This window comes from Blastomonas ursincola (assembly GCF_013607875.1).
Classification (GTDB): Bacteria; Pseudomonadota; Alphaproteobacteria; order Sphingomonadales; family Sphingomonadaceae; genus Blastomonas; species Blastomonas ursincola.
In genome coordinates, this window is the sequence record NZ_VDES01000002.1 from 229,015 (window position 1) to 249,949 (window position 20,935).

A 20,935-nucleotide genomic window follows, 5' to 3' on the forward strand; every position below is an offset into this window, starting at 1 on the left:
GTTCGGGAGTGTTCGCTTGCAGCCCGATCAGCCCAGATAGTCGTGCAGCACGCGGCCATAAGGCAGCGTCATGTCGGTGACGAGGTGCAAGCCCCCGACATGCTCGAGCACCGGCAGGTCGGCGAGCGGGCAGTTGACCGAATCGATCAGCTCGACCCGCGCCCGGCCGGTCCAGGCACCCTTGACCACGATATTCTCGAAATTGATGCCGACCAGCTGCGCAATGGCAGGCGTACCGTCGATGTCCGGGATCAGCTTCAGCGTCACCTGGGTGCGTTTCAGCAGGGCCTCGATCTCGCCAAGATCGGTCGGGCCGCTATGCTTGTACACCATGGTGCCGCTGGCGACGGTCTGGCCCGAATAGGTCAGCTCGCCGGTCAATGTGTCGCCCACGGTCTTGAGCTTCGCGATGCCGTATTTCATCGGATAGCCCCAGATCTCGCGGCCCCCGGCGAGCGGCGGGCAGTTGTCGACGTACATCTGGGTCAGGAAATTGCACTTCTCGCCGTTGAAGGTGCACGGGATCACCTGCGCCACCGCCGAATAGGCCCCGAAGCCCTCGCCATCGGGCAGGTCGAGCCACTGGACCGAGACAATATCGCCATCGGGCTCGAGCGGTTCGGGCAGCATCTTGCGGATCTTCGCCGGATCGGTGCGATAGCTGACGATCATGTACTGGCGTTCGAAGAACTTGTACGGGCCCACCGGATAGGTCGGGCTCTGCAGCGGCATCGAGCTGAGTTTCAGCACATCCTGCTTTTTCATGACTGCGTCCTCCCTCAGCCTGCGGCGTCTTTGATATAGTCGAACAGCACCCGGCCGTGCGGCAGGGTGAGGTCGCTGACGAAATGCTTGCCGCCGACGATGCGCAGGATCGGCAGGTCCGCGACCGGCGCGTTGACATGCGGGATCAGCTGCAGCCGCGCGGGGCTGACCCAGCAGCCCTTCACCGTGATATTCTCCAGATTGTACGCGACGAGCTGGCAGATCTTGGGGCTGCCATCGACATCGGGGATGATCTTGAGATTGCACGAAGTCTTGGTCATCGACTTGGCCTGCGCCTCGCACCCGCCGGGCGCTTCCTGCCACTTGTACGCCATGGTGCCCATCGCGACGGTCTGGCCGGCATAGCTCAGCGTACCGGTCAGCGTGTCCGATGCGACCAGCAGTTTCGGCAGCGCATATTTCTTGGGAAAGCCCCAGATCTCGCGCCCGCCGTCGATCGGTGGCTGGTCGTCGAGATACATCTGCGCGGTATAGTTGATCGGCTCGCCGTTGAAGGTGCAGGGGATGACGATGCCGCTTTCGGTATAATCGCCGAAGCCCGAACTGTCGGGCATCTTGATCCACTCGTAGAGGACGAGATTTTCCTCGTTCGGCACCAGCGGCTCGGGCACCGCGGCGCGCAGCGCGACCGGATCGGTCTCGTAGGTGACGATCATGAATTCGCGGTTGATGAAGCGATACGGCCCCAGCGGATAGCTGGGCGCGGCCGCCGGCATCGAAGGCAGTTTCAGGATTTCTTCAGGCGTCATGGCAGGACAGCCCCTTTTTGGTGGAGATCAGAGGAAGAAGGATTTGATATCCGTCGATGATGTCACCCCGACATCGTCGAAGTGATTTTCCAGCCACTGGCTGGCACAGGCGCGACCCACATCTCTCAGTTTCTGCATGAACGACCAGTCCGGGTTCAGCTTGCTGGTGACCCCCAGGCTTTCCATGAACACCTCGTCCTGGATCGAATGGATCAGCATCCGCCGGTGCTTGTCGTCGTTGAGCTGGCCGTCGTCGATCAGGTGCGTGACGAAGGCGATCGCGCGCATCTCGCGCATCAGGCTGGAATTGAAGCTGATCTCGTTGATGCGGTTGAGGATGTCCTTGGCTGTCTTCGGCACTTCCTCGCGGTTGAGCGGGTTGATGTGCACGATCACCACGTCGCTGGTCTGGCTGCCATAGATCAGCGGGAAGATCGCCGGATTGCCCATGTAACCGCCGTCCCAATAGGCCTCGCCATCGATCTCGATGGTCTGGAACATGAAGGGCAGGCAGCCCGAGGCAAGCACCTGATCGGGGCCGATCTCGTGGTTCTCGAACATGCGCACCTTGCCCGTGCGGACATTGGTGGCCGACAGGAACAGCTTGATCGGACAGCCTTCGCGCAGCACGTCGAAATCGACGCTGCTTTCGAGCACCTGGCGCAACGGATTGAAATTGAACGGGTTGAGCTCATAGGGCGACATGACCCGCGAAAGGATGTCCATGAACACGAAAGCAGGGCTGAAATCGAGGCTGTGATTGCCCAGCGCCTTGTCGATCCAGCTCGGCTGGAGCGGGCCCTTCGCGCCCTCGTCGCTGATCTTCTTCCAGAATTTGGCGAGCTCCTCGCGCGCGCCTTCCGCGCCGCCGATGGTCAGGCCATAACCGAGCACGGTGGCGTTCATCGCACCTGCGCTGGTCGCGCTCACCGCATCGAAATGGAGCCGCCCGTCCTCGAGCAGCTTGTCGAGCACGCCCCAGGCAAAGGCGCCATGCGCGCCTCCACCCTGCAAGGCCAGATTGACCGGCTTGCTGTTCGCCGCGGCAACATATCTGTCACTTTTCGGTTTCGCATCCGCAGCATAAGCCGCCGACGACGGACCAGCCTTGGCCATCGTAGTTCCCCCAGAAACAGTCGCGAAACCCGAGTTTTTCCGTTGGAACCTAGGGGTAACTCACGTTAGACGAGTCGGCAAGAGTGATTCGCTGCAACTGCGAACATCGCCCGGGCCGCGTCGTGCAACCGCATTGAAATTGAAGAGGATCTTTTATGCTCAAGGGTTTGAATGCCATCGTCACCGGCTCGACCAGCGGGATCGGCCTGGGCATCGCGAACGTTCTGGCGTCCAAGGGCGCGAATCTGGTCATCACCGGTTTCGGCGATGCCGACGCGATCGAGAAGGAGCGCGCCGGCCTGGCCGAGAAATACGGCGTCGAGGTCGTCTACAGCAATGCCGACATGTCGAAGCCCGATGACGTGCGCGCGATGGTCGAATTGTGCGTCGAGAAGCTCGGCTCGGTCGACATTCTCGTCAACAATGCCGGCATCCAGCACACCGCATCGGTCGAGGAATTCCCGGAAGAAAAGTGGCACCAGGTGATCGCGATCAACCTGTCGGGCATCTTCTTCGCCATCCAGGCCGCGCTGCCACAAATGAAGAAGAAGGGCTTTGGCCGCATCATCAATATCGGTTCGGTGCACGGCCTGATCGCCAGCAAGCACAAGGCCGCCTATGTCGCCGCCAAACACGGCGTGGTTGGCCTCAGCAAGGTGGTCGCGCTGGAAAACGCGGGCACCGGCATCACCAGCAACACCATCTGCCCCGGCTGGGTCCACACCCCGCTGGTCCAGAAGCAGATCGAGGCAATGGCCGAGGAACAGGGCATCAGCGTCGAGGCCGCGACCGAAAAGCTGCTGATCGAAAAGCAGCCGAGCAAGCAGTTCGCCACCCCCGAACAGATGGGCGAGCTCGCCGCGTTCCTCTCGAGCGAAGCCGCCGCGCAGATCACCGGCGTGGCGATCCCGGTCGACGGCGGCTGGACCGCGCAATGACGCGATGATGGCGGTGGGGCCGAGAGGCTCTGCCGGGTCAGGTTTGGACACAGCTAAACGGCGGGGCGCAAGCTCCGCCGTTTCTGTTACAGCCCTTTGCGGTTGAGCATATCTACGACCCTGCGCCATCCTTGATAGCGGGCCCAGCGGCCCAAGGTCATACCATCAGCTGGCCGTACAGCTTCAAGGTCAGCGCCGTGCGCGATCAGCACCATCGCCACATCGTCATCGGATATGCCGAACAGAATGTGCTCACCTTCATCGTCACGAAAATTGGGATTAGCGCCAGCCTTGATCAACATTTCGGCTATGACTGGGTCGGAAACATTGAACAGAGCGGTCTCGCAATAATGGTTCTGACAAGTCTGAGCTTCTGCTCCTGACTTCAGCAATATGGCTACGGTATTGCGCCGGTCGACAGGCGAATGGCTTGTTTCAACGTATGATCCAGCACTCGCTGCTTCGAAAAGCGGTCGGAAAGGCACCGTCTGTTCACTCATCGTACCGCGCGGATTGGCACCTGACGCGAGAAGATCTTTCACTATGGCCACATCGGCGTTCCCTGCCGCAGACGCCAATAATCGCGATTTGAAGTCGATATCTAGCGCTGCAATCCGGAAAGCGGCGCTGATGCGCTTATAAGCCTGGTGATTGTCCATCCCAATTGCGATGGACAAGGCATCCTTCAGGGCCTCCTGATCGCTCGCTGCACCATTCTTCAAAAGCCATGCCATGGCATCGGGTTGGCGCGCTGTGATGGCAGACCGTAGCGGATTGATCGCCCAACCCGACTGCGGTTTCGGCAAATCCCGACTGTTCAGTGGTGCGCCCAGCGCCTTCAGCCGGACCATTGTGGCAATGTCATTTCGTTCGGCAGCCGCATCCATCAGTTCCAGCCCGATTACACCGGAAAAGTCGGTATCCAGCGCCTTTAGAAGGGGGATGACATCGGGCGTACCCTTGATCCAGCGATAGGTCCCAGCAGCCTCGTCAATCGCGTCTTCCAGTCGCGTCACCGCTGCTGGCATACCGACATCTTCGCCTGCATAATCAACAACTGATTTTTTGCCATTGCCGGTATCGATCGAAACAACATATGTCGGATTGTCTGTTACTTGAGAAACATATTCGTCTTCGAGTTCGAAAAAGCCAACGTTCTGAAACTGGGTTATGATCGCATCGACTTGTTCGCCGGTTATCCTGGTCTGGTATTTCCCTGCCACCCTGACGCCAGTATCTATTGAATAGTCCTGCCCGTCGCCGAACCCCATCTCTTTCGACGTAGGGCCGGTGTCAAAGACGACATTACCTTGGCCGTCGATGCTTACCTGGTAGCGTGGGCAAGAGTCTAAACATCCCGTGCGTTCCAACTTGATCCGCAGCTTGGCCCTGTCAATCTCAGGGAATGGCTTTTGCTCGGGGCCACACCCGGCTGCTCCCAACGCTGACAGGGCAACCAGCACGAAAACAGCCAACCTCCTCAAAAGAGATGGCATTCGACGTCCTGACGCGTTTCTCATTCGCTCCCTCACCCCACCGGCGCCCGTCTGCGATAGCTCAGCGCCTCGGCGACATGCACCCGGCCCACCGTCTCCGCGCCGCTGAGGTCTGCGATCGTGCGGGCAACCCTCAGCACCCTCGTATAGCCGCGCGCGGACAGGCGCATCGCTTCGGCGGCGCGGGCGAGGAGTTGGCGCGCGGGTTCGTCGGGGGTGGCGAAGCGTTCGAGGGCCTCGCCGTCGATCTCGGCATTGGTGCGGGCCTTGATATTGGCATAGCGTTGGGTCTGCAGCGCGCGGGCGGCCGCGACCCTTGCCGCGACTTCTTTCGATCCCTCAGCGGGCGGGGGCAGGGTCAGGTCGGCGGCGGTGACGGCCTCGACCTCGACATGCAGGTCGATGCGGTCGAGCAGCGGGCCCGACACCTTGGCCTGATAGTCCGCCGCGCATCTGGGCGCGCGCGAGCAGCCGAGCGCCGGATCGCCCAGATGGCCGCAGCGGCACGGGTTCATCGCCGCGATCATCTGCACCCGCGCCGGAAAGGTGACATGCGCATTGGCGCGCGCGACGCTGACCTCGCCGGTCTCGAGCGGCTGGCGCAGCGAATCGAGCACGGTGCGCTGGAATTCGGGCAGTTCGTCGAGGAACAGCACGCCCAGATGCGCCATCGACACCTCGCCGGGGCGCACCTTCAACCCCCCGCCGACGAGCGCGGCCATCGAGGCGCTATGATGCGGGGCGCGAAAGGGGCGGGCGCGGCTGATCCGGCCATCGACCAAGGTGCCCGCGACGCTCGCCACCATCGAGACCTCGAGCGCTTCCTGCGGGGTGAGCGGCGGCAAGATTCCAGGCAGGCACGAGGCCATCAGCGACTTGCCCGCGCCCGGCGGGCCGACCATCACCATATTGTGCCCACCGGCCGCCGCGATCTCGAGCGCGCGCTTGGCGGTCTCCTGGCCCTTGACCTGTTTGAGGTCCGGCCCCGGCGCGGGCTCTTCGGCCACCCCCGGTTTCGGCGGGCTGAGGCGGCCATTGCCCTTGAGATGGTTGAGCAATGTGAGCAGGTCGGGCGCGGCGATCACGTCGATGCCGCCCGCCCAGGCGGCCTCCGCGCCCTGTGCCGCCGGGCAGATCAGCCCCTTGCCAGTCGCCGAGGCGTGCAAGGCGGCGAGCAGCACGCCGGGCGAGGCGGCGATGCGCCCGTCGAGCGCGAGTTCGCCCACCGCGACATATTCGCCGACCAGCTCGGCATCGATGATCCCCATCGCCGCGAGCAGCGCGAGCGCGATCGGCAGGTCGTAATGCGACCCTTCCTTGGGCAGGTCGGCCGGCGAGAGGTTCACGGTGATGCGCTTGGGCGGCAGCGACAGGCCGAGTGAAGCGATCGCGGCGCGCACCCGCTCGCGGCTTTCGCCCACCGCCTTGTCGGGCAGGCCGACCACCGCGATGCCCTTTTGCATGCCGGGCGCGATCTGAACCTGCGCCTCGACGCTGCGCGCTTCGAGCCCCAGATAGGCCACGGTCTGGACAATGGCGACCATCAGCGCCCCCCTTTTGTTCCAGCGAGAGCCTGACGCGCCGAGGTTAAGGAGTCGAGCGGAATCGGCAGAATCGCGTCATTCCGGAGGCAATTCCACCCGCTCGGGCAAGGGAAACAGCGTGAGGAAGCGCGCAACCAGCGCCGGATCGCCCTCGGCGCGGAGCAGCCCCTCACCTGCCAGCACGTCGAGCGGCACCCCGCCATAGACCGCGCCGGCGAGCGCGTGCGGGGTGCCGGTAAAGATCAGGTCGCAGCCCTGCGCCGCGCCGCGCGCGATCGCGATGCCGCTGGCGTCGAGCTGGCCGACATAGCTCATGTCGCCGAAGACGAAGCCCACCCGCACCTTCATGTCGCCCACGCGCGCGCGGTCGATCATGGTGCGGAAGGAGAGCATCACCGAGACCCCGCTGATCGGCAAGCTGGGGTCGTGCCAGGGCGATCGCGCTGCCCATCGGCCCAGCATCTGCACCAGCGGTTCGGCCTCGTATCCCCATTCGGTCAGCTCATAGACCTGCGCGGAAGTCGGCGGCGGCAGGCGGCGGCGGACGAGCAGGCGCTTTTCCTCCAGCCCTTCGAGCCGCTGGGTCAGCACATTGGCGCTGATGCCGGGAAGATCGGCGCGCAGCTCGCTGAACCGGCGTGGCCCGAGCATCAGCTCGCGCATCACCAGCAGCGCCCAGCGCTCGCCGATCAGTTCCAGCGCATGCGCGGTCCCGCATGCATCGTCATACAGCCTTTTGGGCAATGTTACTCCCTTTGAGGTTATAAATAATAACTAAGCAGTTGCTTTTTGTAACACGGTCAATCACGCTCGGCAATGACAGCCCCGAGTCGCAGAAACAGGCGGCCGGGCCAAGCGAGGATGTGCCGGATGAGCGAGACAGCCCCCAAGATCGCGCCCTGTCTGTGGTTCGATGGCGCGGCAGAAGAGGCCGCACGTTTTTACACCGGGCTCCTCCCCGACAGCCGGATCGACCGCGTGGTGCGCGCGCCGTCTGGCAACCCTTCGACAGCTGAAGGCGCGGTGATCCTCGTCGAGTTCACGCTGGCCGGCCAGGCGTGGGTCGCGCTCAACGGCGGGCCGGGCAAGCCGCATGGCGATGCGATCTCGTTCCAGATCTATACCGACGACCAGGCCGAGACCGATCGGCTCTGGGACGCCATCGTCACCGAGGGCGGCGCGGAAATCGCCTGCAGCTGGTGCCACGACCGCTGGGGCGTGCGCTGGCAGATCGTGCCGCGGCGGATGATGGAACTGCTCTCCGACCCCGATCCGGCGCGCGCCAAGGCGGCGTTCGATGCGATGTCGGCGATGGTGAAGATCGATATCGCCGCGATCGAGGCCGCCGCCGACGCTGCCTGAAAACTGCTTTCCCTTCTGCGACAAGGAGCAACACCCATGACCTATATCGACGGTTTCGTCATTCCCTGCCCCGAGGCCAATCGGGACAGGTTCATCGAGCATGCGCGCCAGGGCGATGCGGTGTTCATGGAGCTGGGCGCGCTGCGCATCGTCGAATGCTGGGGCGACGACGTGCCCGACGGCCACACCACCGATTTTCGCCGTGCCGTGAAGGCGGAAGATGGCGAGGCGGTGCTGTTCAGCTGGATCGAATGGCCTGACAAGGCGACGCGCGATGCCGCCATGGCGAAGATGCGCGAAATGATGGAAGACCCCTCCAAGGTCGATCCGCGCATGGACCCCGACAAGAACCCGATGCCCTTCGACGGCAGGCGGCTGATCTTCGGCGGCTTTGTCCCCGTTGTCGAACTGACCGCCTGAAGGGAGCGAGAGCATGACCAACCAACAGGGCGAATTCGTCTGGTACGAACTGATGACCCGCGATGCCGATGGCGCACAGGCCTTCTACGCCGCGCTGCTCGGCTGGACCTATGGCGATTCGCAGCAGCCCGATATCGACTATCGCACCATCCGCGCTGGGAACGAGGACATCGGCGGCATCCTCGCGCTGAGCCCGGACATGCTCGCTGGCGGCGCGCAGCCCGCCTGGCTGGGCTATGTCGCGGTCGACGATATCGATGCCTCGCTCGCCAGCCTGCGCTCGCTTGGCGGTACGGTGCATATGGGGCCGCGCGACCTGCCCGCCACCGGGCGCCTTGCCATGGTCGCCGATCCGCAGGGCGTTCCCTTCTACCTGATGCAGGACCGGTCGGGTCAAACGTCGCGCGCCTATGTCTGCAATGGCGGCAAGCCCGGCCACTGCGCCTGGAACGAGCTCACCACCACCGATCAGGCGGGGGCCATGGCCTTCTATTCCACGCTGTTCGGCTGGGTGAAGGACGGCGAGATGGATATGGGGCCGATGGGGGCATATGAGTTCCTCCGCCATGGCGAGCTGATCGGGGCGATGATGACCAAGCCCGATGACATGCCGCACCCCGGCTGGGGCTATTATTTCTATGTCGAGGATATCGACGCCGCCGCGCGCACCATCCCGGTCCGCCAGGGCGAAATTCTGTTCGGCCCGTCCGAGATTCCGGGCGGCGACTATATCATCACCGGGCGCGATCCGCAGGGCGCGGTCTTCTCGCTGGTCGGGCCCAGAAAGGCTGCGCAATGACGCTGCAGCTCTTCGCGCATCCCTTCTCGTCCTATTGCCAGAAGGTGCTGATCGCGCTGTACGAGAACGACACGCCGTTCGAGTTCCGCATGCTCGGCCCCGATCAGCCGAAGAACCAGGCCGAATTGCGCCGCCTCTGGCCGGTCGGCAAGTTTCCGGTGCTGCGCGATGGCGCGCAGACGGTGATCGAAGCGAGCACGATCATCGAGCATCTGCAGATCGCGCATCCCGGCCCCGCGCCGATGATCCCCGCCGATGCGGCAGCAGCGATCGAGGTGCGGATGCTCGACCGGATCATCGACAATTACGTGATGAGTCCGCAGCAGAAGACGGTGTTCGATGCGCTCAGGCCAGAAGACCAGCGCGATCCTGCCGGGCTCGCCGATGCCAGGGCGATGCTCGATACCATCTATGGCTGGCTGGACGCGCATATGCAGGACCGCGTCTGGGCGGCGGGAGACGCGTTCACGCTGGCCGATTGCGGCGCGGCCCCCGCGCTCTTCTATGCCGACTGGTCGCACCCCATTCCCGAGCATTTCGCCGCCCTCAAAGGTTATCGCGCCCGGCTGATCGCACGACCATCCTTTGCCCGCTGTATCGAGGAGGCGCGCCCCTATCGCGGCTTTTTCCCGCTGGGCGCGCCCGACCGCGATTGAGTTCGAGGAGACAGGACCATGACCGAAGCCACAGACGAACCCGGTTACCCCCTTCGCGTTACCCGGCACATTGCCGCGCCGCCCGAACGGGTCTGGCAGGTGATGACCGGCCAGCTGGAAGATTACTGGTGCCCGCGCCCCTGGCGGACCGAGATCGTCGAGATCGACTGGCGGTCGGGCGGGCGGATGGCGACGATCATGCGCGGTCCCGATGGCGAGAGCCACGAAGGCGATGGCGTGCTGCTCGAGGTGACGCCGGGCAAGCGCATCGTCTTCACCGATGCGTTCCGCGCCGGCTGGATTCCGCAGGCCGCGTTCATGGTCGGCTGCCTGGAGATCGCGCCCGAGGGCGAGGGCACGCGTTACACCGCCACCACCTGGCACTGGACGAAAGAGGCGTGCGAGCAGCACAGGACGATGGGGTTCGAAACAGGCTGGGCGACCATGGCGGACCAGCTGGCCGAGCTGGCCGAGGCGCGCTAACCAATTTGAGGCGGCCCAAGCTCTTATAGAAAAAGGATTTTCTTGAGAGTAGGGCGAGCAGGTAAGCCCGGCTTAACGGTCTGCCCTGACCATGTTTCGCAACTCTCCGGCAAATCGGCAGGCGCATCGGTGGAGCATCATCCACCCCCGTCCGATGCCCGCTCATGCCGCTGCCACGATTCCTGCCCGCCATTGCCCTGTTCGGTCTCTTGCTGTGCCCCGATCGCATCGAGGCGCGCGAGATCACCCTCGGCGGCGCGGCGCTGGCGCTCGACACCGCCGCGATCGCCTGGCACGAGGAGCTCAGCTGGACCGAAATTGCGGTCCCGGAGACCGAGGCGCAGGCGAAACCCGCGCTCGCCAGTTTCGGCCCGTTCCGCGTGACCGATCCGCGCAGCGCGGACATGATCGGCGTGGTCGATTCGCGCACGCCGGGCCAGTTCGCCGCCATGCTGAAAGCCTATCCGGGCATCGCGACATTGCGCATGATCGAATGCCCTGGATCCGACGATGACGAGGCCAATCTGCGCCTTGCGCGGATGGTGCGGCATGCCGGCATCGAAACTCTGGTCCCCGCCGGTGGTTCGGTGCGTTCGGGCGCGGTCGAGCTGTTCCTGGCGGGTGTGCGCCGCCGCGCCGATTCGCGCGCAGAGTTCGCCGTTCACAGCTGGCGCGACGACCTGGGCCGCGAGGCCGGCGATCTCCCGGATAGCGACCCGGTGCATCGCGAGTATATTGATTTTTACCGTGAAATGGGGATGAGCGACGATAGCGCCCGGCGATTTTACGCGCTGACCAATAGCGTATCGTTCGATGATGCGGTTTATCTTGCGCCGTTACAGATGGCGGCCATGGGTTTGCTCGATCTGTTGTAAAGACTTCAAATCCCCCAAAAACTGCGGTGAATTTCCGGATAATTGCGCTGAACGCATGTTGCATTTGCTAAGCAGCTGTGGAATATGGCGGTCGCTAGCAGCATGTCTGAAGGGACAATCCTATGAAACTTGCAAAGACCGCACTGGCTGCGCTTGCTCTGACCGCAATGGTCGGCGCTCCGGTTCTGGCACAGGCTGCGACCTCCGCAGCTCGCGCCAGCGCTTCGGGCGAAGAGAGCGACGCAGAAGGCAGCACCGGCATCATCATTGGTGTCGTGGCAGCCGCCGCCGTGATCGGTGGCATCATCGTCATCGCTGATGACGATGAGCCCAACAGCCCCTGATAGCCGCAAGGCAATCAGGTACTGATTCGGGAAAGGGCGGTCGGCAACGGTCGCCCTTTTTCGTTGCGCGGTCATCGCGAGGCGATGCCCTTGACTGAGTCTTACGCACCGCCATCTTGATCGGCGACGCCCCTGTCGTCGCGATCCGGCCTGTCGAATCGCGACACCATCGCGAAAGGCCCGATCCATGACCAACTTCCCCGAAGATTACACCCCGCCCGCCATCTGGACCTGGAACAAGGACAATGGCGGCGCCTTTGCCAATATCAACCGCCCCATCGCCGGTGCGACGCACGACAAGGAGCTTCCGGTCGGCAAGCATCCGCTGCAGCTCTATTCGATGGCGACGCCCAATGGCGTGAAGGTTACCGTGATGCTCGAGGAATTGCTCGCTGCCGGGCATTCGGGCGCGGAATATGACGCCTGGCTGATCGACATCCGCCAGGGCGGCCAGTTCGGCAGCGATTTCGTGGCCATCAACCCTAACAGCAAGATCCCCGCGCTGATGGATCGCAGCGGTGCAGAGCCGGTGCGGTTGTTCGAATCGGGTTCGATCCTGCTCTACCTCGCCGAAAAGTTCGGCGCCTTCCTGCCCAGTGATCCGATGAAGCGCACCGAAGCGCTCAACTGGCTGTTCTGGCAGATGGGCAGCGCGCCCTATCTCGGCGGCGGCTTCGGGCATTTCTATGCCTATGCCCCGCTCAAGATCGAATATTGCATCGACCGCTTCACGATGGAGACGAAGCGCCAGCTCGACGTGCTCAACCGGCACCTGGCGGACAACGAATATATGGCGGGCAGCGACTATTCGATCGCCGATATCGCGATCTGGCCCTGGTATGGCGGCGTCGCGACCGGGCAGGTCTATAACGCGGCCGAATTCCTCCAGGCGCACGAATATACGCATCTGCTGCGCTGGGCCGAACAGATCGGCGAGCGCCCGGCGGTCAAGCGCGGCCGGATCGTCAATCGCGGCTTTGGCGATGACCTCAGCCAGCAGCTGCTCGAGCGGCATGACGCGAGCGATTTCGAGCTGCGCACCCAGGACAAGCTCGCCGCCGCGCCGGCCGAATAAGCCGGGTTACAGAAGGTCCGCCGCGAGCAGGAATGCACCCGCCAGCCCCGATATGGGTGCGAGTGCGGGGCGGCGGATCACCTTTTCGGCGCTCAGCGCGAAATAGCCCCCGTCGCACGTACCCGCTTCGGCGACGATCCGCTCGAACAGGCCCGGCGTGCCCATCACCCCGCCGCCCAGCGCGATGGCATCGGGGGCGAGCGCGGCGCGCAACGTGTTGCACATTTCTGCGAGATAGCCCGCAATAATGCCATGCGCGTCATGATCGGGCGCGAGGTGGGAGAGCGACTGGCCCCAGCGCGCGATGATCGCAGGCCCGCTCGCCAGCCCTTCGAGGCAATCGCCATGAAACGGGCAATGGCCTGCGAATTCACGGTCGTCCGGCGCGCGGCGCGGGCGCATATGGCCTAGCTCGGGATGGCCGGTGCCGCCGACGATCCGGCCATCGGCGATCACGCCTCCCCCAATGCCGGTGCCGATGGTGACATAAACGCTGACCTTCGCATCGCGTGCTGCGCCCAGCCGCGCCTCGGCCAGCGCGGCGGCGTTGACATCGGTATCGAAGGCGACCGGAACGCCAAGCGCGCGTGCGATCGTTCCGGCAAGGTCGCAATCGCTCCAGCCGGGCTTGGGGGTCGCCAGGATATGCCCCCATTTCGCCGCGCTGCGATCCCGTTCCAGCGGGCCGAACGAGCCGATGCCGATCGCGGCAAGGCCGGGATGTTTGCGGAAGAAGGCGATCGTCTCGGCGAGCGTGGTTTCGGGATCGCGGGTGGGAATCTGCACCTGGTCGACGATCGCATCGGCACCGGTACCGACGCCCAGCACGAACTTGGTGCCGCCCGCCTCGATGGCGCCGAGCAGCGGAGCCTCAGCCGGCATCGCAGACCGCATGGAGCCGGTCCATCGCGAAGACCTCGACGATGGACGAGCGGTCTTTATCGAGCGCGATCCGCACCATCGGTGCGGGTGTGCCGCCGAACGTCTCCGCCGCTACCAGCGCGCTGTCCGAAGGCTTGCGGCCCTTGAGCCCCCAATGATCGACAAAGCTGCACACCAGCAGGTCCGATGTCGCGAACCAGCTATAGGTCTGCATCGGCTCCTCGTCCGGATTGGCGATGACCAGCCCGGTGCCATTGAGCGGCCGCCAGGGCCCGTTCAGCGAATCGGCGACCATGCCGTAGAAGCCGGTCGGCCCGGTAGGACCACCGGGGTTGAACACCGAGCGTTGCGTGGACCAGAAGGCATAATAGAGCCCCTGATGCGCGATGATCTGCGCGCGCTCAAGCTCGTTGTTGAGCGTGTCGGCATGGATGATCGGCGGCATCAGCTGCCAGGCGCCCGTTTCGTCCTTCCGTGCCAGCCCTACCGCACCGTTGAACGCGTGATCCGATGCGGCGAGCGTGCCGGTGAATACCAGATAGCGCGCGCCATCCTTGGGATCGATGAAGAAAGCCGGGTCGCGGAACGCCTTTACGGTGCCGGGAGCGCCCTCGTGCTTGTCGGCAGCAAGATAGACCGCGCCATCGGCGACCACGCTTTCGCGGACTGCCGACCAGTCGGTGATGCGGCCATCGGGCTGCAAAGTGCCGCTCGTCTCTGCCAGCCGTTGCTGGAAACCGCCGGGCCGGTCGGCATAGCCTGCTGCGGTGAAGAACAGCGTCACCTGGTCGCCTTCGAGCAATGCCGAGCCCGACCATTCGCGCTCGAAATCGCCCAGGCCTTGCGGAAGCATGTCGCCCAGATCGTGCCAGCCGCCAGCGTCCAGGTGCAGCAGCCGGATCTTCGCCTCGAAATGGCGCAGGATCGGATCGCCCCGGTCAAGCGCGCCGAGCACCATCCACAGGCTGCCGCCGTTCACCTCGGCCAGGCGACCGTCCGCCCGCTGCAGCGGCCACATGTCCCACAGCAGCAGATCGGGCAGGATGCGCCGCGCATCGTCCTCGCCGATCAGCCCCGGCACCGGCAGGGGCTGGCCTTCGAGAGCGGCGATATGCGCGGCGGTCCAGGCGGTGGTCATTCTCAGAAGTCGTAACGCAGCGTGGCCGAAATGGTGCGCCCGTTGATCGAGCGCGCGCGCACGATGCCATTGGCCGGGATCGCGCCCTCTTCCGCCTCGGTAAAGCCGCGCGTGTCGAACAGGTTGTTGGCGTTGAGCGACAGCTGTACCCGATCGAACGGACGCACCGCGACGAACGCGTTCACCTGGGCAAAGCCGGGCAGCACGAGCAGGTTGTTATCCTGCGCGAAGCTGTCGGTGGTGCCGACCATGTTGGCGCCGAGCGTGAACATGTCCTCTTCATACTGGCCGCTCAGCTGATAGATGAAATCGGCCTGACGACGCGGCTTGTTGCCCTGGTTGCCGGGATTGATGCGGTCGCGGCTGATTTCGGCATCGGTATAGGTGCCGCCCGCGCTGAAGGTGAAGCCGCCGGTGCGGTACGAGGCTTCGAGCTCGATGCCGTGCGCCTTGAACTGGCGGTCGAAGGTCTGGCGGCTGGTCGCCTCGAAATTGGTTTCCTCGGTCTCGGCATAGAAGCCGGTGGCATAGAGCGCGAGACCGCCCGAGCGATACTTGATGCCGGCTTCGGCCTGCTTGACGAAATCGACCGCGATGCCTTCGCTGCGGATGTCGCCGGTGACGAAGTTGACGTTATCGTTGTTGAACAGGATGCGGTCGGCATTGGCGCGGCCGCCCTTGCTGTAGCGGGCGAACAGCGCGAGATCATTCGAGACGCGATAGTTCACGCCCAGCGAGTAGCTGAAATAATCATAGCTGTAATCGACCAGCGCGGGCGCATTCAGCGGGATGGTCGCGGTCTGCGCCTCGGCCGGGCTGATCGCGCCGTTGCGGTTGAAATCGAAGCTGGTGATGCCGACGCGGCCGCCGCCCAGATCCGATCCGAAGGTGCGGCCCGAAGCATCGCCGAAATCGTAGCGGATGCTGCCGTCGAGCGTCAGCTTGTCGAATTCGAGCGAAAGCGAGGCGAAGGGCGCGTTGGTATCATATTGCAGGTCATAGCTGCGGCGGCAGCAATTGCCGAAGAAGCTTGCCGAATAGGCGACGGTGCCACCGTCGCTGCGGCGCTGGCCATTGGCGGCGACCACGTCGATCAGCGCGGCATTGCCGCCCCCGCGCACCTCGAGCAGGTGCGAGGTCCACAGCCAGTCGGTGTTGATGTCCTGGCGCGACTTGTAGAAGCCGGCGGTCAGCGTCGCCTTGCCGCTGCCGATGTCGAAATCGCCGGTGATGCGCAGGTCGTTGGTGATGTTGTCCAGGCTGTTGAGCCGCGTGTTGAACAGCACCACGCTGGCGACGAGCGCATTGCCTGGAACGTTCTGCCCGGCCTGCAGGCCATTGGCGAAGACCAGGCGCGATCCGGCACCGGCGAGCGCGGTCGCGGTGTTGGCGGCGGTATCGACAGAGCCCGGGAAGGGCGAGGCGAAGCTTCCCGAAACGTCGGAGAAGCGGAAGCGGTTGGTCACCGTCCAGCCATCGGCGACCTCGAATTCGCCCTCGAAGCCGAACGCCTTGACCAGCGGGCGCTGCCCGGCGGTGATGTCGTAGCGCTGCGGCTGGTTGTTGCCGTTCAGGCTGAGCGCCGAGCGGAAGAAGCGCGAATGCAGGCTGTCGCCGCTGATATCGAAGCCGGGAACGTTGCGATAATTGGGGTTGGCGTTGGTGCCGGTCACCTGCACCGGGTTGGGCAGATAGGCGACCGCGCGGTCGTCCAGATACTTGCCGTAGAAGCGGATGAAGCCGCCGGTGAATTCCTTGGTGATGTTGATCTTGAACTGGCCGCCGCGATTGCCGTCATAGCCGATGTCGCGCGGGCCTTCGCCCTGGCGGACGAAGCCGCCCATGTGGAAATAGAGGTCGTCGGCCAGCGCGCCGCCATAATCGAAATCGAAGCGCTTCTCGTCATAGTCGAGGCCGAGCGTCGCCTGGATCGTGCCGCCGTCCTGACCCTTGCCGGTCTTCGAGATCATGTTGATCACGCCGCCGGGCGAGTTGGAGGCGAAGGTCGAGGCCGAACCGCCGCGAATCGCCTCGACCCGCGCGATGTTGAGGTCCGAACGAAGGAAGATGTCCGAGTTGCCGAAGGTGATGTCGCCGAATTCGAGGATCGGCAGACCGTCTTCCTGCAGCTGCAGGAACTTGGCACCACCCGAGGCGATCGGCAGGCCGCGCACCGCGATATTGGCATTGCCTTCGCCGCCCGACGATTCGGAGCGGATGCCGGGGATGTTGCGGAAGATTTCCGCCGCGCTGCGCGGCGCGGTGGTGGCGATCTGGTCGGCATCGATCGCGCTGACCGAAACCGAGCTGTCGAGGACATTGGCGCCGCGCGCCACGGCGGTCACGACGATGACGTCGCTCTCGGCGCTGTCGTCCTGCGCAGCGGTGTCCTGCGCGAAGGCGGCGGGAACGAGGAAAAGGGTGGAGGCGGCAAGCGCCGCGGTGGCGCTGGATGCGCGCAGAGCCTTGGAAATCGTCATGACATCTCTCCTGAACCTGCCGGTTGATCGGCTATGACCATCGACGCTAGCAAGTTAGCAAACGATTGCAAGCAGAATGTGCAATCGTTTGCAAAAAAGCTTGCCAAGCGGTGCCAGCTGGGCATAGCATCGCGGCCAAGGCGCTAGGCAAGACGCCGCTTTCACGACAAGGAGAGGGTGATGACCAGCGCCACGCACGCTTCCGCCGCCGATTTCGCCGCGCCGCGCACCGCGCCGCCGCGGCTGTCGCTGCCGCGAATCGTCGAAATGAATCTCGGCTTTTTCGGGCTGCAGTTCAGCTTCGGCCTGCAACAGGCGAACATGACGCCGATCTACACCTTTCTCGGCGCGGACGAGGCGACGATGCCCCTGCTGTGGCTGGCGGGGCCGATGACGGGCCTTCTGATCCAGCCGATCGTGGGTGCCCTGTCCGACCGCACCCGGTCGAAACTCGGCCGCCGCACGCCCTATTTCCTGATCGGCGCTGTGATCTGTTCGCTCTGCCTTTTCCTGATGCCCTATTCGAGCACGCTGTGGATGGCCGCGAGCCTGCTCTGGCTGCTCGATGCCGGCAACAACATCACCATGGAGCCCTATCGCGCCTATGTCGCCGACCGGCTCGAGCCGGGGCAGAGACCTGCGGGCTTCCTGGTGCAGAGCGCGTTCACCGGCCTCGCGCAATGCCTGTCCTATGCCGCGCCCAGCCTGCTCGTCGGCTTCGGCATCAGCCAGAACCTGGTCGACATGAACGGCATTCCGGTGATCGTCCGCATCGCCTTTGTCATCGGCGCTATCCTGTCGATCTCGACCATCGTCTGGTCGGTGCTGCGCGTGCCCGAATTGAAGCTGAGCGAGGCCGAGCTCGCAGAAATGGCCGCCAAGCCCATGGGCGCGGGCGCGGCGCTTGCCGAAATTCGCGATGCCTTCATCGCCATGCCTCGCCCGATGCGCCAGCTCGCCTGGGCGATGCTGTGTCAATGGTATGCGATGTTCGTCTACTGGCAGTTCATCGCGCTCTCGGTCTCGCGCACATTGTTTCCGGCGGGCGAGGGCGCGAAGGCTTCGAGCGCGGACTTCATCTCCGCCTCGCTTACCGCGCAGCAGATGGGCGTCGCCTATAATGCGGTGTCGTTCGTCGGTGCGCTGGCGCTGATCCCGATCGTGCGCAAGTTCGGCGCAAGGCCGGTGCACGCGCTGTGCCTCGTCGCCTCGGGCCTGGCGATGCTCAGCCTGCCGATGCTCGACAATCGCATCGCGATGTTCGTGCCGATGATCGGCATCGGCCTGGGCTGGGCAGGCATGATGGGCAATACCTATGTGATGCTGGCCGATTGCATCCCGCCCGAACGCACCGGGGTTTATATGGGCATTTTCAACATGTTCATCGTCATCCCCATGTTGATCGAGACGGTGACCATGCCGCTGATCTATGCGCCGCTGCTCGGCTCCGATCCGCGCAACGCCATATTGCTCGCCGGCGTGCTGATGCTGTGCGGCGCGATCGCCACGCTGATGGTCGGGCGGGGGCAACGCATCGGGGCTTGAACTTGCGCGCAAACAGGCCGATTTAGGCGGTCGAAACAAAAGCGCAGAAAGAAGGCTTCCTTATGTACGATACCGTCCGCGATGCCCTGGTCCCGATTGTCATCGAACAGTCGAATCGCGGGGAGCGCAGCTTTGACATCTTCTCGCGGCTGCTGCGTGAACGGATCGTGTTCGTGACCGGCGAGATCGAGGACAACATGGCCTCGCTGATCGTCGCGCAGCTGCTGTTCCTGGAATCGGAAAATCCGAAAAAGGACATCTTCATGTACATCAACTCGCCGGGCGGCGTGGTGACGGCGGGCATGGCGATCTATGATACCATGCAGTATATCCGTCCGCGCGTCGGTACGGTGTGCATCGGCCAGGCGGCGTCGATGGGCAGCTTCCTGCTCGCGGCGGGCGAACCCGGCATGCGCACCGCGCTCGCCAATGCGCGCATCATGGTGCACCAGCCTTCGGGCGGCGCGCGCGGCATGGCATCGGATATCGAGATCCAGGCGCGCGAGATTCTGCGCATTCGCAAGCGGATGAACGACCTGTACGTCAAGTTCACCGGCCGCAAGCTCGAGGAAATCGAGAAGGCGATGGACCGCGACACCTTCCTCGAAGCGGAAGAGGCCAAGGAATTCGGGCTGGTCGATCATGTCATGGACAAGCGTCCCGCTCCATCGGACGAGGCAGGAAATTAACAAGGATTGCGCCCTATCACGGGCGCTGCAGGCCGTGGCCCAAGCCGGATTCGCCGCAATGCCCGTCCACAGGGCGGGTGTTGCGTGTTGAATTTCGCATTTTAGGCACTAGGCTGAAACGTTACGTTCCGGGCATAATGCAGCCGGAACAGAAGGAAATGCTATGACTAAGCTGAGCGGTTCCGATTCGAAGAGCACCTTGTATTGCTCTTTCTGCGGAAAATCGCAGCACGAAGTGCGCAAGCTCATCGCCGGACCGACGGTGTTCATCTGCGACGAGTGCGTCGAGCTGTGCAACGACATCATCCGCGAGGAATCCAAGGCCGGTCTTGCTGGCAAGAAGGATGGCGGGGTACCGACGCCGCAGGAAATCTGCGACGTGCTCAACGATTATGTCATCGGCCAGGACCGCGCCAAGCGCGTGCTTTCGGTCGCGGTGCACAATCACTACAAGCGCCTCAACCATTCGGGCAAGGGCTCGGGCGAGGTCGAGCTGGCCAAGTCGAACATCCTGCTCGTCGGCCCCACCGGCTGCGGCAAGACGCTGCTCGCGCAGACGCTCGCAAAGACCTTCGACGTGCCGTTCACCATGGCCGATGCGACGACGCTGACCGAAGCGGGCTATGTCGGCGAGGATGTCGAGAACATCATTTTGAAGCTGCTCCAGGCCTCGGACTATAATGTCGAGAAGGCGCAGCGCGGCATCGTCTATATCGACGAGATCGACAAGATCAGCCGCAAGGCCGAAAATCCCTCGATCACGCGTGACGTGTCGGGCGAAGGTGTGCAGCAGGCCCTGCTCAAGCTGATGGAAGGCACCACCGCCTCCGTCCCGCCCCAGGGTGGCCGCAAGCATCCGCAGCAGGAATTCCTCCAGGTCGACACGACCAACATCCTGTTCATCTGCGGCGGCGCGTTCGCAGGTCTGGAAAAGATCATCGGCGACCGTTTGCAGGGCAAGTCGATCGGCTTCGGCGCGCATGTCGCCGCGCCCGAAGAGCGCAAGACCGGCGAGCTGTTACGCCAAGGCGAGCCCGAGGATCTGCTGAAATTCGGCCTGATCCCCGAATTCGTCGGGCGTCTGCCGGTCATCGCGACGCTCGAGGACCTCGACGTCACCGCGCTGGTGAAGATCCTCAAGGAACCCAAGAACGCGCTGATCAAGCAGTATCAGAAGCTGTTCGAGCTCGAGGATGTGGAGCTCAGCTTCACCGACGACGCGCTCGAGGCGATCGCGAAAAAGGCCATTGAACGCAAGACCGGCGCGCGCGGCCTGCGCTCGATCGTCGAGGCGATGCTGCTCGACACCATGTTCGAGCTGCCCGGCATGAAGGGCGTCGCCGAGATCGTGGTCGACCGCGAGGTGGTCGAAGGCCGCAAGGACCCGGTCCAGGTGTTCGCCGCCAAGGACAAGATCGAGGCGGGCGACGCAGCCTGACGACATCGCCCGGTCGGTATCGGCCGGGTTTATCGAGGTTCTTCAAGGGGACGCGAGGCGACAGGCCACGCGTCCCCTTTTGCGTGGCACCGACTCGAAACCAGATTGGGGCAATTGGCG

At 63.8% G+C, this 20,935-nt stretch carries 21 protein-coding genes; 12 read left to right on the forward strand and 9 right to left on the reverse strand.

The window, feature by feature from the left end:
* Positions 1-27: 27 nt before the first annotated feature.
* Genes FG486_RS07165 through FG486_RS07175 form a run of 3 tightly spaced genes read right to left on the reverse strand, consistent with a single transcriptional unit; the run spans position 28 to position 2,651 of the window.
* Entirely contained in the window at positions 28-765 is a 738-nt protein-coding gene (locus FG486_RS07165) for an acetoacetate decarboxylase family protein (RefSeq protein WP_181267060.1), read from the reverse strand.
* A 14-nt stretch (positions 766-779) separates the two neighbouring features.
* Entirely contained in the window at positions 780-1,535 is a 756-nt protein-coding gene (locus tag FG486_RS07170) for an acetoacetate decarboxylase (protein ID WP_181267061.1), read from the reverse strand.
* 27 nt (positions 1,536-1,562) lie between these two features.
* Positions 1,563-2,651, reverse strand: coding sequence for a patatin-like phospholipase family protein (locus FG486_RS07175; protein WP_082751018.1), 1,089 nt, complete (start codon positions 2,649-2,651; stop codon positions 1,563-1,565).
* A gap of 155 nt (positions 2,652-2,806) precedes the next feature.
* Between FG486_RS07175 and FG486_RS07180 the strand changes: the two genes are divergently transcribed.
* A complete protein-coding gene (locus tag FG486_RS07180; protein WP_181267062.1) occupies positions 2,807-3,589 on the forward strand; it encodes a 3-hydroxybutyrate dehydrogenase in 783 nt (260 codons plus the stop codon).
* Between the two features lie 86 nt (positions 3,590-3,675).
* On the opposite strand, the gene FG486_RS07185 is transcribed toward FG486_RS07180, so the two are convergent.
* The 3 genes from FG486_RS07185 to FG486_RS07195 form a co-directional block, all read right to left on the reverse strand.
* Positions 3,676-5,085, reverse strand: a complete 1,410-nt coding sequence (locus FG486_RS07185) for a DUF6438 domain-containing protein (RefSeq protein ID WP_181267063.1) — start codon at positions 5,083-5,085, stop codon at positions 3,676-3,678.
* Between the two features lie 32 nt (positions 5,086-5,117).
* Positions 5,118-6,629: a YifB family Mg chelatase-like AAA ATPase gene (locus FG486_RS07190; RefSeq protein ID WP_181267064.1), complete on the reverse strand. Its 1,512-nt coding sequence runs from the start codon at positions 6,627-6,629 to the stop codon at positions 5,118-5,120.
* Positions 6,630-6,704: 75 nt separating this feature from the next.
* Complete coding sequence (locus tag FG486_RS07195; RefSeq protein ID WP_241695651.1) at positions 6,705-7,373, reverse strand: winged helix-turn-helix transcriptional regulator; 669 nt, start codon at positions 7,371-7,373, stop codon at positions 6,705-6,707.
* A gap of 126 nt (positions 7,374-7,499) precedes the next feature.
* Here FG486_RS07195 and FG486_RS07200 point away from each other — a divergent pair, with 126 nt between their 5' ends.
* The 8 genes from FG486_RS07200 (at position 7,500) to yghU (ending at position 12,643) form a co-directional block, all read left to right on the forward strand.
* Positions 7,500-7,991 carry a VOC family protein gene (locus tag FG486_RS07200; RefSeq protein ID WP_181267065.1) on the forward strand — a complete coding sequence of 164 codons (492 nt, stop codon included), beginning with the start codon at positions 7,500-7,502 and terminating at the stop codon, positions 7,989-7,991.
* Between the two features lie 36 nt (positions 7,992-8,027).
* Positions 8,028-8,411 carry a DUF1428 domain-containing protein gene (locus tag FG486_RS07205; protein WP_181267066.1) on the forward strand — a complete coding sequence of 128 codons (384 nt, stop codon included), beginning with the start codon at positions 8,028-8,030 and terminating at the stop codon, positions 8,409-8,411.
* Positions 8,412-8,424: 13 nt separating this feature from the next.
* A complete protein-coding gene (locus FG486_RS07210) occupies positions 8,425-9,210 on the forward strand; it encodes a VOC family protein (protein ID WP_181267067.1) in 786 nt (261 codons plus the stop codon).
* Positions 9,207-9,866: a glutathione S-transferase family protein gene (locus FG486_RS07215; protein ID WP_181267068.1), complete on the forward strand. Its 660-nt coding sequence runs from the start codon at positions 9,207-9,209 to the stop codon at positions 9,864-9,866. Before FG486_RS07210 ends, FG486_RS07215 begins: the two co-directional genes overlap by 4 nt.
* Positions 9,867-9,884: 18 nt before the next feature.
* A complete protein-coding gene (locus tag FG486_RS07220) occupies positions 9,885-10,349 on the forward strand; it encodes an SRPBCC domain-containing protein (RefSeq protein ID WP_181267069.1) in 465 nt (154 codons plus the stop codon).
* Between the two features lie 164 nt (positions 10,350-10,513).
* The gene (locus FG486_RS07225) at positions 10,514-11,224 is read left to right on the forward strand and encodes an alpha/beta hydrolase (RefSeq protein WP_181267070.1); all 711 of its coding nucleotides are present in this window, start codon (positions 10,514-10,516) and stop codon (positions 11,222-11,224) included.
* 122 nt (positions 11,225-11,346) lie between these two features.
* Positions 11,347-11,568, forward strand: coding sequence for a hypothetical protein (locus FG486_RS07230; protein WP_060977389.1), 222 nt, complete (start codon positions 11,347-11,349; stop codon positions 11,566-11,568).
* A gap of 187 nt (positions 11,569-11,755) precedes the next feature.
* Positions 11,756-12,643 (forward strand): glutathione-dependent disulfide-bond oxidoreductase, encoded by an 888-nt coding sequence (gene yghU, locus FG486_RS07235; protein WP_181267071.1) that lies wholly within the window; start codon positions 11,756-11,758, stop codon positions 12,641-12,643.
* Between the two features lie 6 nt (positions 12,644-12,649).
* Here the strand turns inward: yghU and FG486_RS07240 are convergent, their stop codons facing one another.
* The 3 genes from FG486_RS07240 to FG486_RS07250 are packed head-to-tail and all read right to left on the reverse strand — an operon-like array spanning position 12,650 to position 17,143.
* Positions 12,650-13,537 (reverse strand): ROK family protein, encoded by an 888-nt coding sequence (locus FG486_RS07240; protein ID WP_241695652.1) that lies wholly within the window; start codon positions 13,535-13,537, stop codon positions 12,650-12,652.
* A complete protein-coding gene (locus FG486_RS07245) occupies positions 13,515-14,663 on the reverse strand; it encodes a glycoside hydrolase family 68 protein (protein WP_181267072.1) in 1,149 nt (382 codons plus the stop codon). Before FG486_RS07245 ends, FG486_RS07240 begins: the two co-directional genes overlap by 23 nt.
* 2 nt (positions 14,664-14,665) lie before the next feature.
* Positions 14,666-17,143, reverse strand: a complete 2,478-nt coding sequence (locus FG486_RS07250; protein ID WP_066278909.1) for a TonB-dependent receptor — start codon at positions 17,141-17,143, stop codon at positions 14,666-14,668.
* A 180-nt stretch (positions 17,144-17,323) separates the two neighbouring features.
* On the opposite strand from FG486_RS07250, the gene FG486_RS07255 reads away from it, so the two are divergent.
* The 3 genes from FG486_RS07255 to clpX all read left to right on the forward strand — a co-directional run bounded on the left by FG486_RS07255 (position 17,324) and on the right by clpX (position 20,815).
* The gene (locus FG486_RS07255; protein WP_241695653.1) at positions 17,324-18,688 is read left to right on the forward strand and encodes an MFS transporter; all 1,365 of its coding nucleotides are present in this window, start codon (positions 17,324-17,326) and stop codon (positions 18,686-18,688) included.
* A gap of 62 nt (positions 18,689-18,750) precedes the next feature.
* Complete coding sequence (gene clpP / locus FG486_RS07260) at positions 18,751-19,377, forward strand: ATP-dependent Clp endopeptidase proteolytic subunit ClpP (RefSeq protein ID WP_060977383.1); 627 nt, start codon at positions 18,751-18,753, stop codon at positions 19,375-19,377.
* Positions 19,378-19,540: 163 nt separating this feature from the next.
* On the forward strand, positions 19,541-20,815 hold the full coding sequence (gene clpX, locus FG486_RS07265; protein WP_066278917.1) for an ATP-dependent Clp protease ATP-binding subunit ClpX: 1,275 nt from the start codon (positions 19,541-19,543) through the stop codon (positions 20,813-20,815).
* Positions 20,816-20,935 lie beyond the last annotated feature (120 nt).

Bases quoted from the DNA above. Each gene is read 5' to 3' on its own strand.
- FG486_RS07165 (WP_181267060.1), bottom strand. From the start codon at position 765: ATGAAAAAGCAGGATGTGCTGAAACTCAGCTCGATGCCGCTGCAGAGC.
- FG486_RS07170 (WP_181267061.1), bottom strand. From the start codon at position 1,535: ATGACGCCTGAAGAAATCCTGAAACTGCCTTCGATGCCGGCGGCCGCG.
- FG486_RS07175 (WP_082751018.1), bottom strand. From the start codon at position 2,651: ATGGCCAAGGCTGGTCCGTCGTCGGCGGCTTATGCTGCGGATGCGAAA.
- FG486_RS07180 (WP_181267062.1), top strand. From the start codon at position 2,807: ATGCTCAAGGGTTTGAATGCCATCGTCACCGGCTCGACCAGCGGGATC.
- FG486_RS07185 (WP_181267063.1), bottom strand. From the start codon at position 5,085: ATGCCATCTCTTTTGAGGAGGTTGGCTGTTTTCGTGCTGGTTGCCCTG.
- FG486_RS07190 (WP_181267064.1), bottom strand. From the start codon at position 6,629: ATGGTCGCCATTGTCCAGACCGTGGCCTATCTGGGGCTCGAAGCGCGC.
- FG486_RS07200 (WP_181267065.1), top strand. From the start codon at position 7,500: ATGAGCGAGACAGCCCCCAAGATCGCGCCCTGTCTGTGGTTCGATGGC.
- FG486_RS07205 (WP_181267066.1), top strand. From the start codon at position 8,028: ATGACCTATATCGACGGTTTCGTCATTCCCTGCCCCGAGGCCAATCGG.
- FG486_RS07210 (WP_181267067.1), top strand. From the start codon at position 8,425: ATGACCAACCAACAGGGCGAATTCGTCTGGTACGAACTGATGACCCGC.
- FG486_RS07215 (WP_181267068.1), top strand. From the start codon at position 9,207: ATGACGCTGCAGCTCTTCGCGCATCCCTTCTCGTCCTATTGCCAGAAG.
- FG486_RS07220 (WP_181267069.1), top strand. From the start codon at position 9,885: ATGACCGAAGCCACAGACGAACCCGGTTACCCCCTTCGCGTTACCCGG.
- FG486_RS07225 (WP_181267070.1), top strand. From the start codon at position 10,514: ATGCCGCTGCCACGATTCCTGCCCGCCATTGCCCTGTTCGGTCTCTTG.
- FG486_RS07230 (WP_060977389.1), top strand. From the start codon at position 11,347: ATGAAACTTGCAAAGACCGCACTGGCTGCGCTTGCTCTGACCGCAATG.
- yghU (WP_181267071.1), top strand. From the start codon at position 11,756: ATGACCAACTTCCCCGAAGATTACACCCCGCCCGCCATCTGGACCTGG.
- FG486_RS07240 (WP_241695652.1), bottom strand. From the start codon at position 13,537: ATGCGGTCTGCGATGCCGGCTGAGGCTCCGCTGCTCGGCGCCATCGAG.
- FG486_RS07245 (WP_181267072.1), bottom strand. From the start codon at position 14,663: ATGACCACCGCCTGGACCGCCGCGCATATCGCCGCTCTCGAAGGCCAG.
- FG486_RS07250 (WP_066278909.1), bottom strand. From the start codon at position 17,143: ATGACGATTTCCAAGGCTCTGCGCGCATCCAGCGCCACCGCGGCGCTT.
- FG486_RS07255 (WP_241695653.1), top strand. From the start codon at position 17,324: ATGACCAGCGCCACGCACGCTTCCGCCGCCGATTTCGCCGCGCCGCGC.
- clpP (WP_060977383.1), top strand. From the start codon at position 18,751: ATGTACGATACCGTCCGCGATGCCCTGGTCCCGATTGTCATCGAACAG.
- clpX (WP_066278917.1), top strand. From the start codon at position 19,541: ATGACTAAGCTGAGCGGTTCCGATTCGAAGAGCACCTTGTATTGCTCT.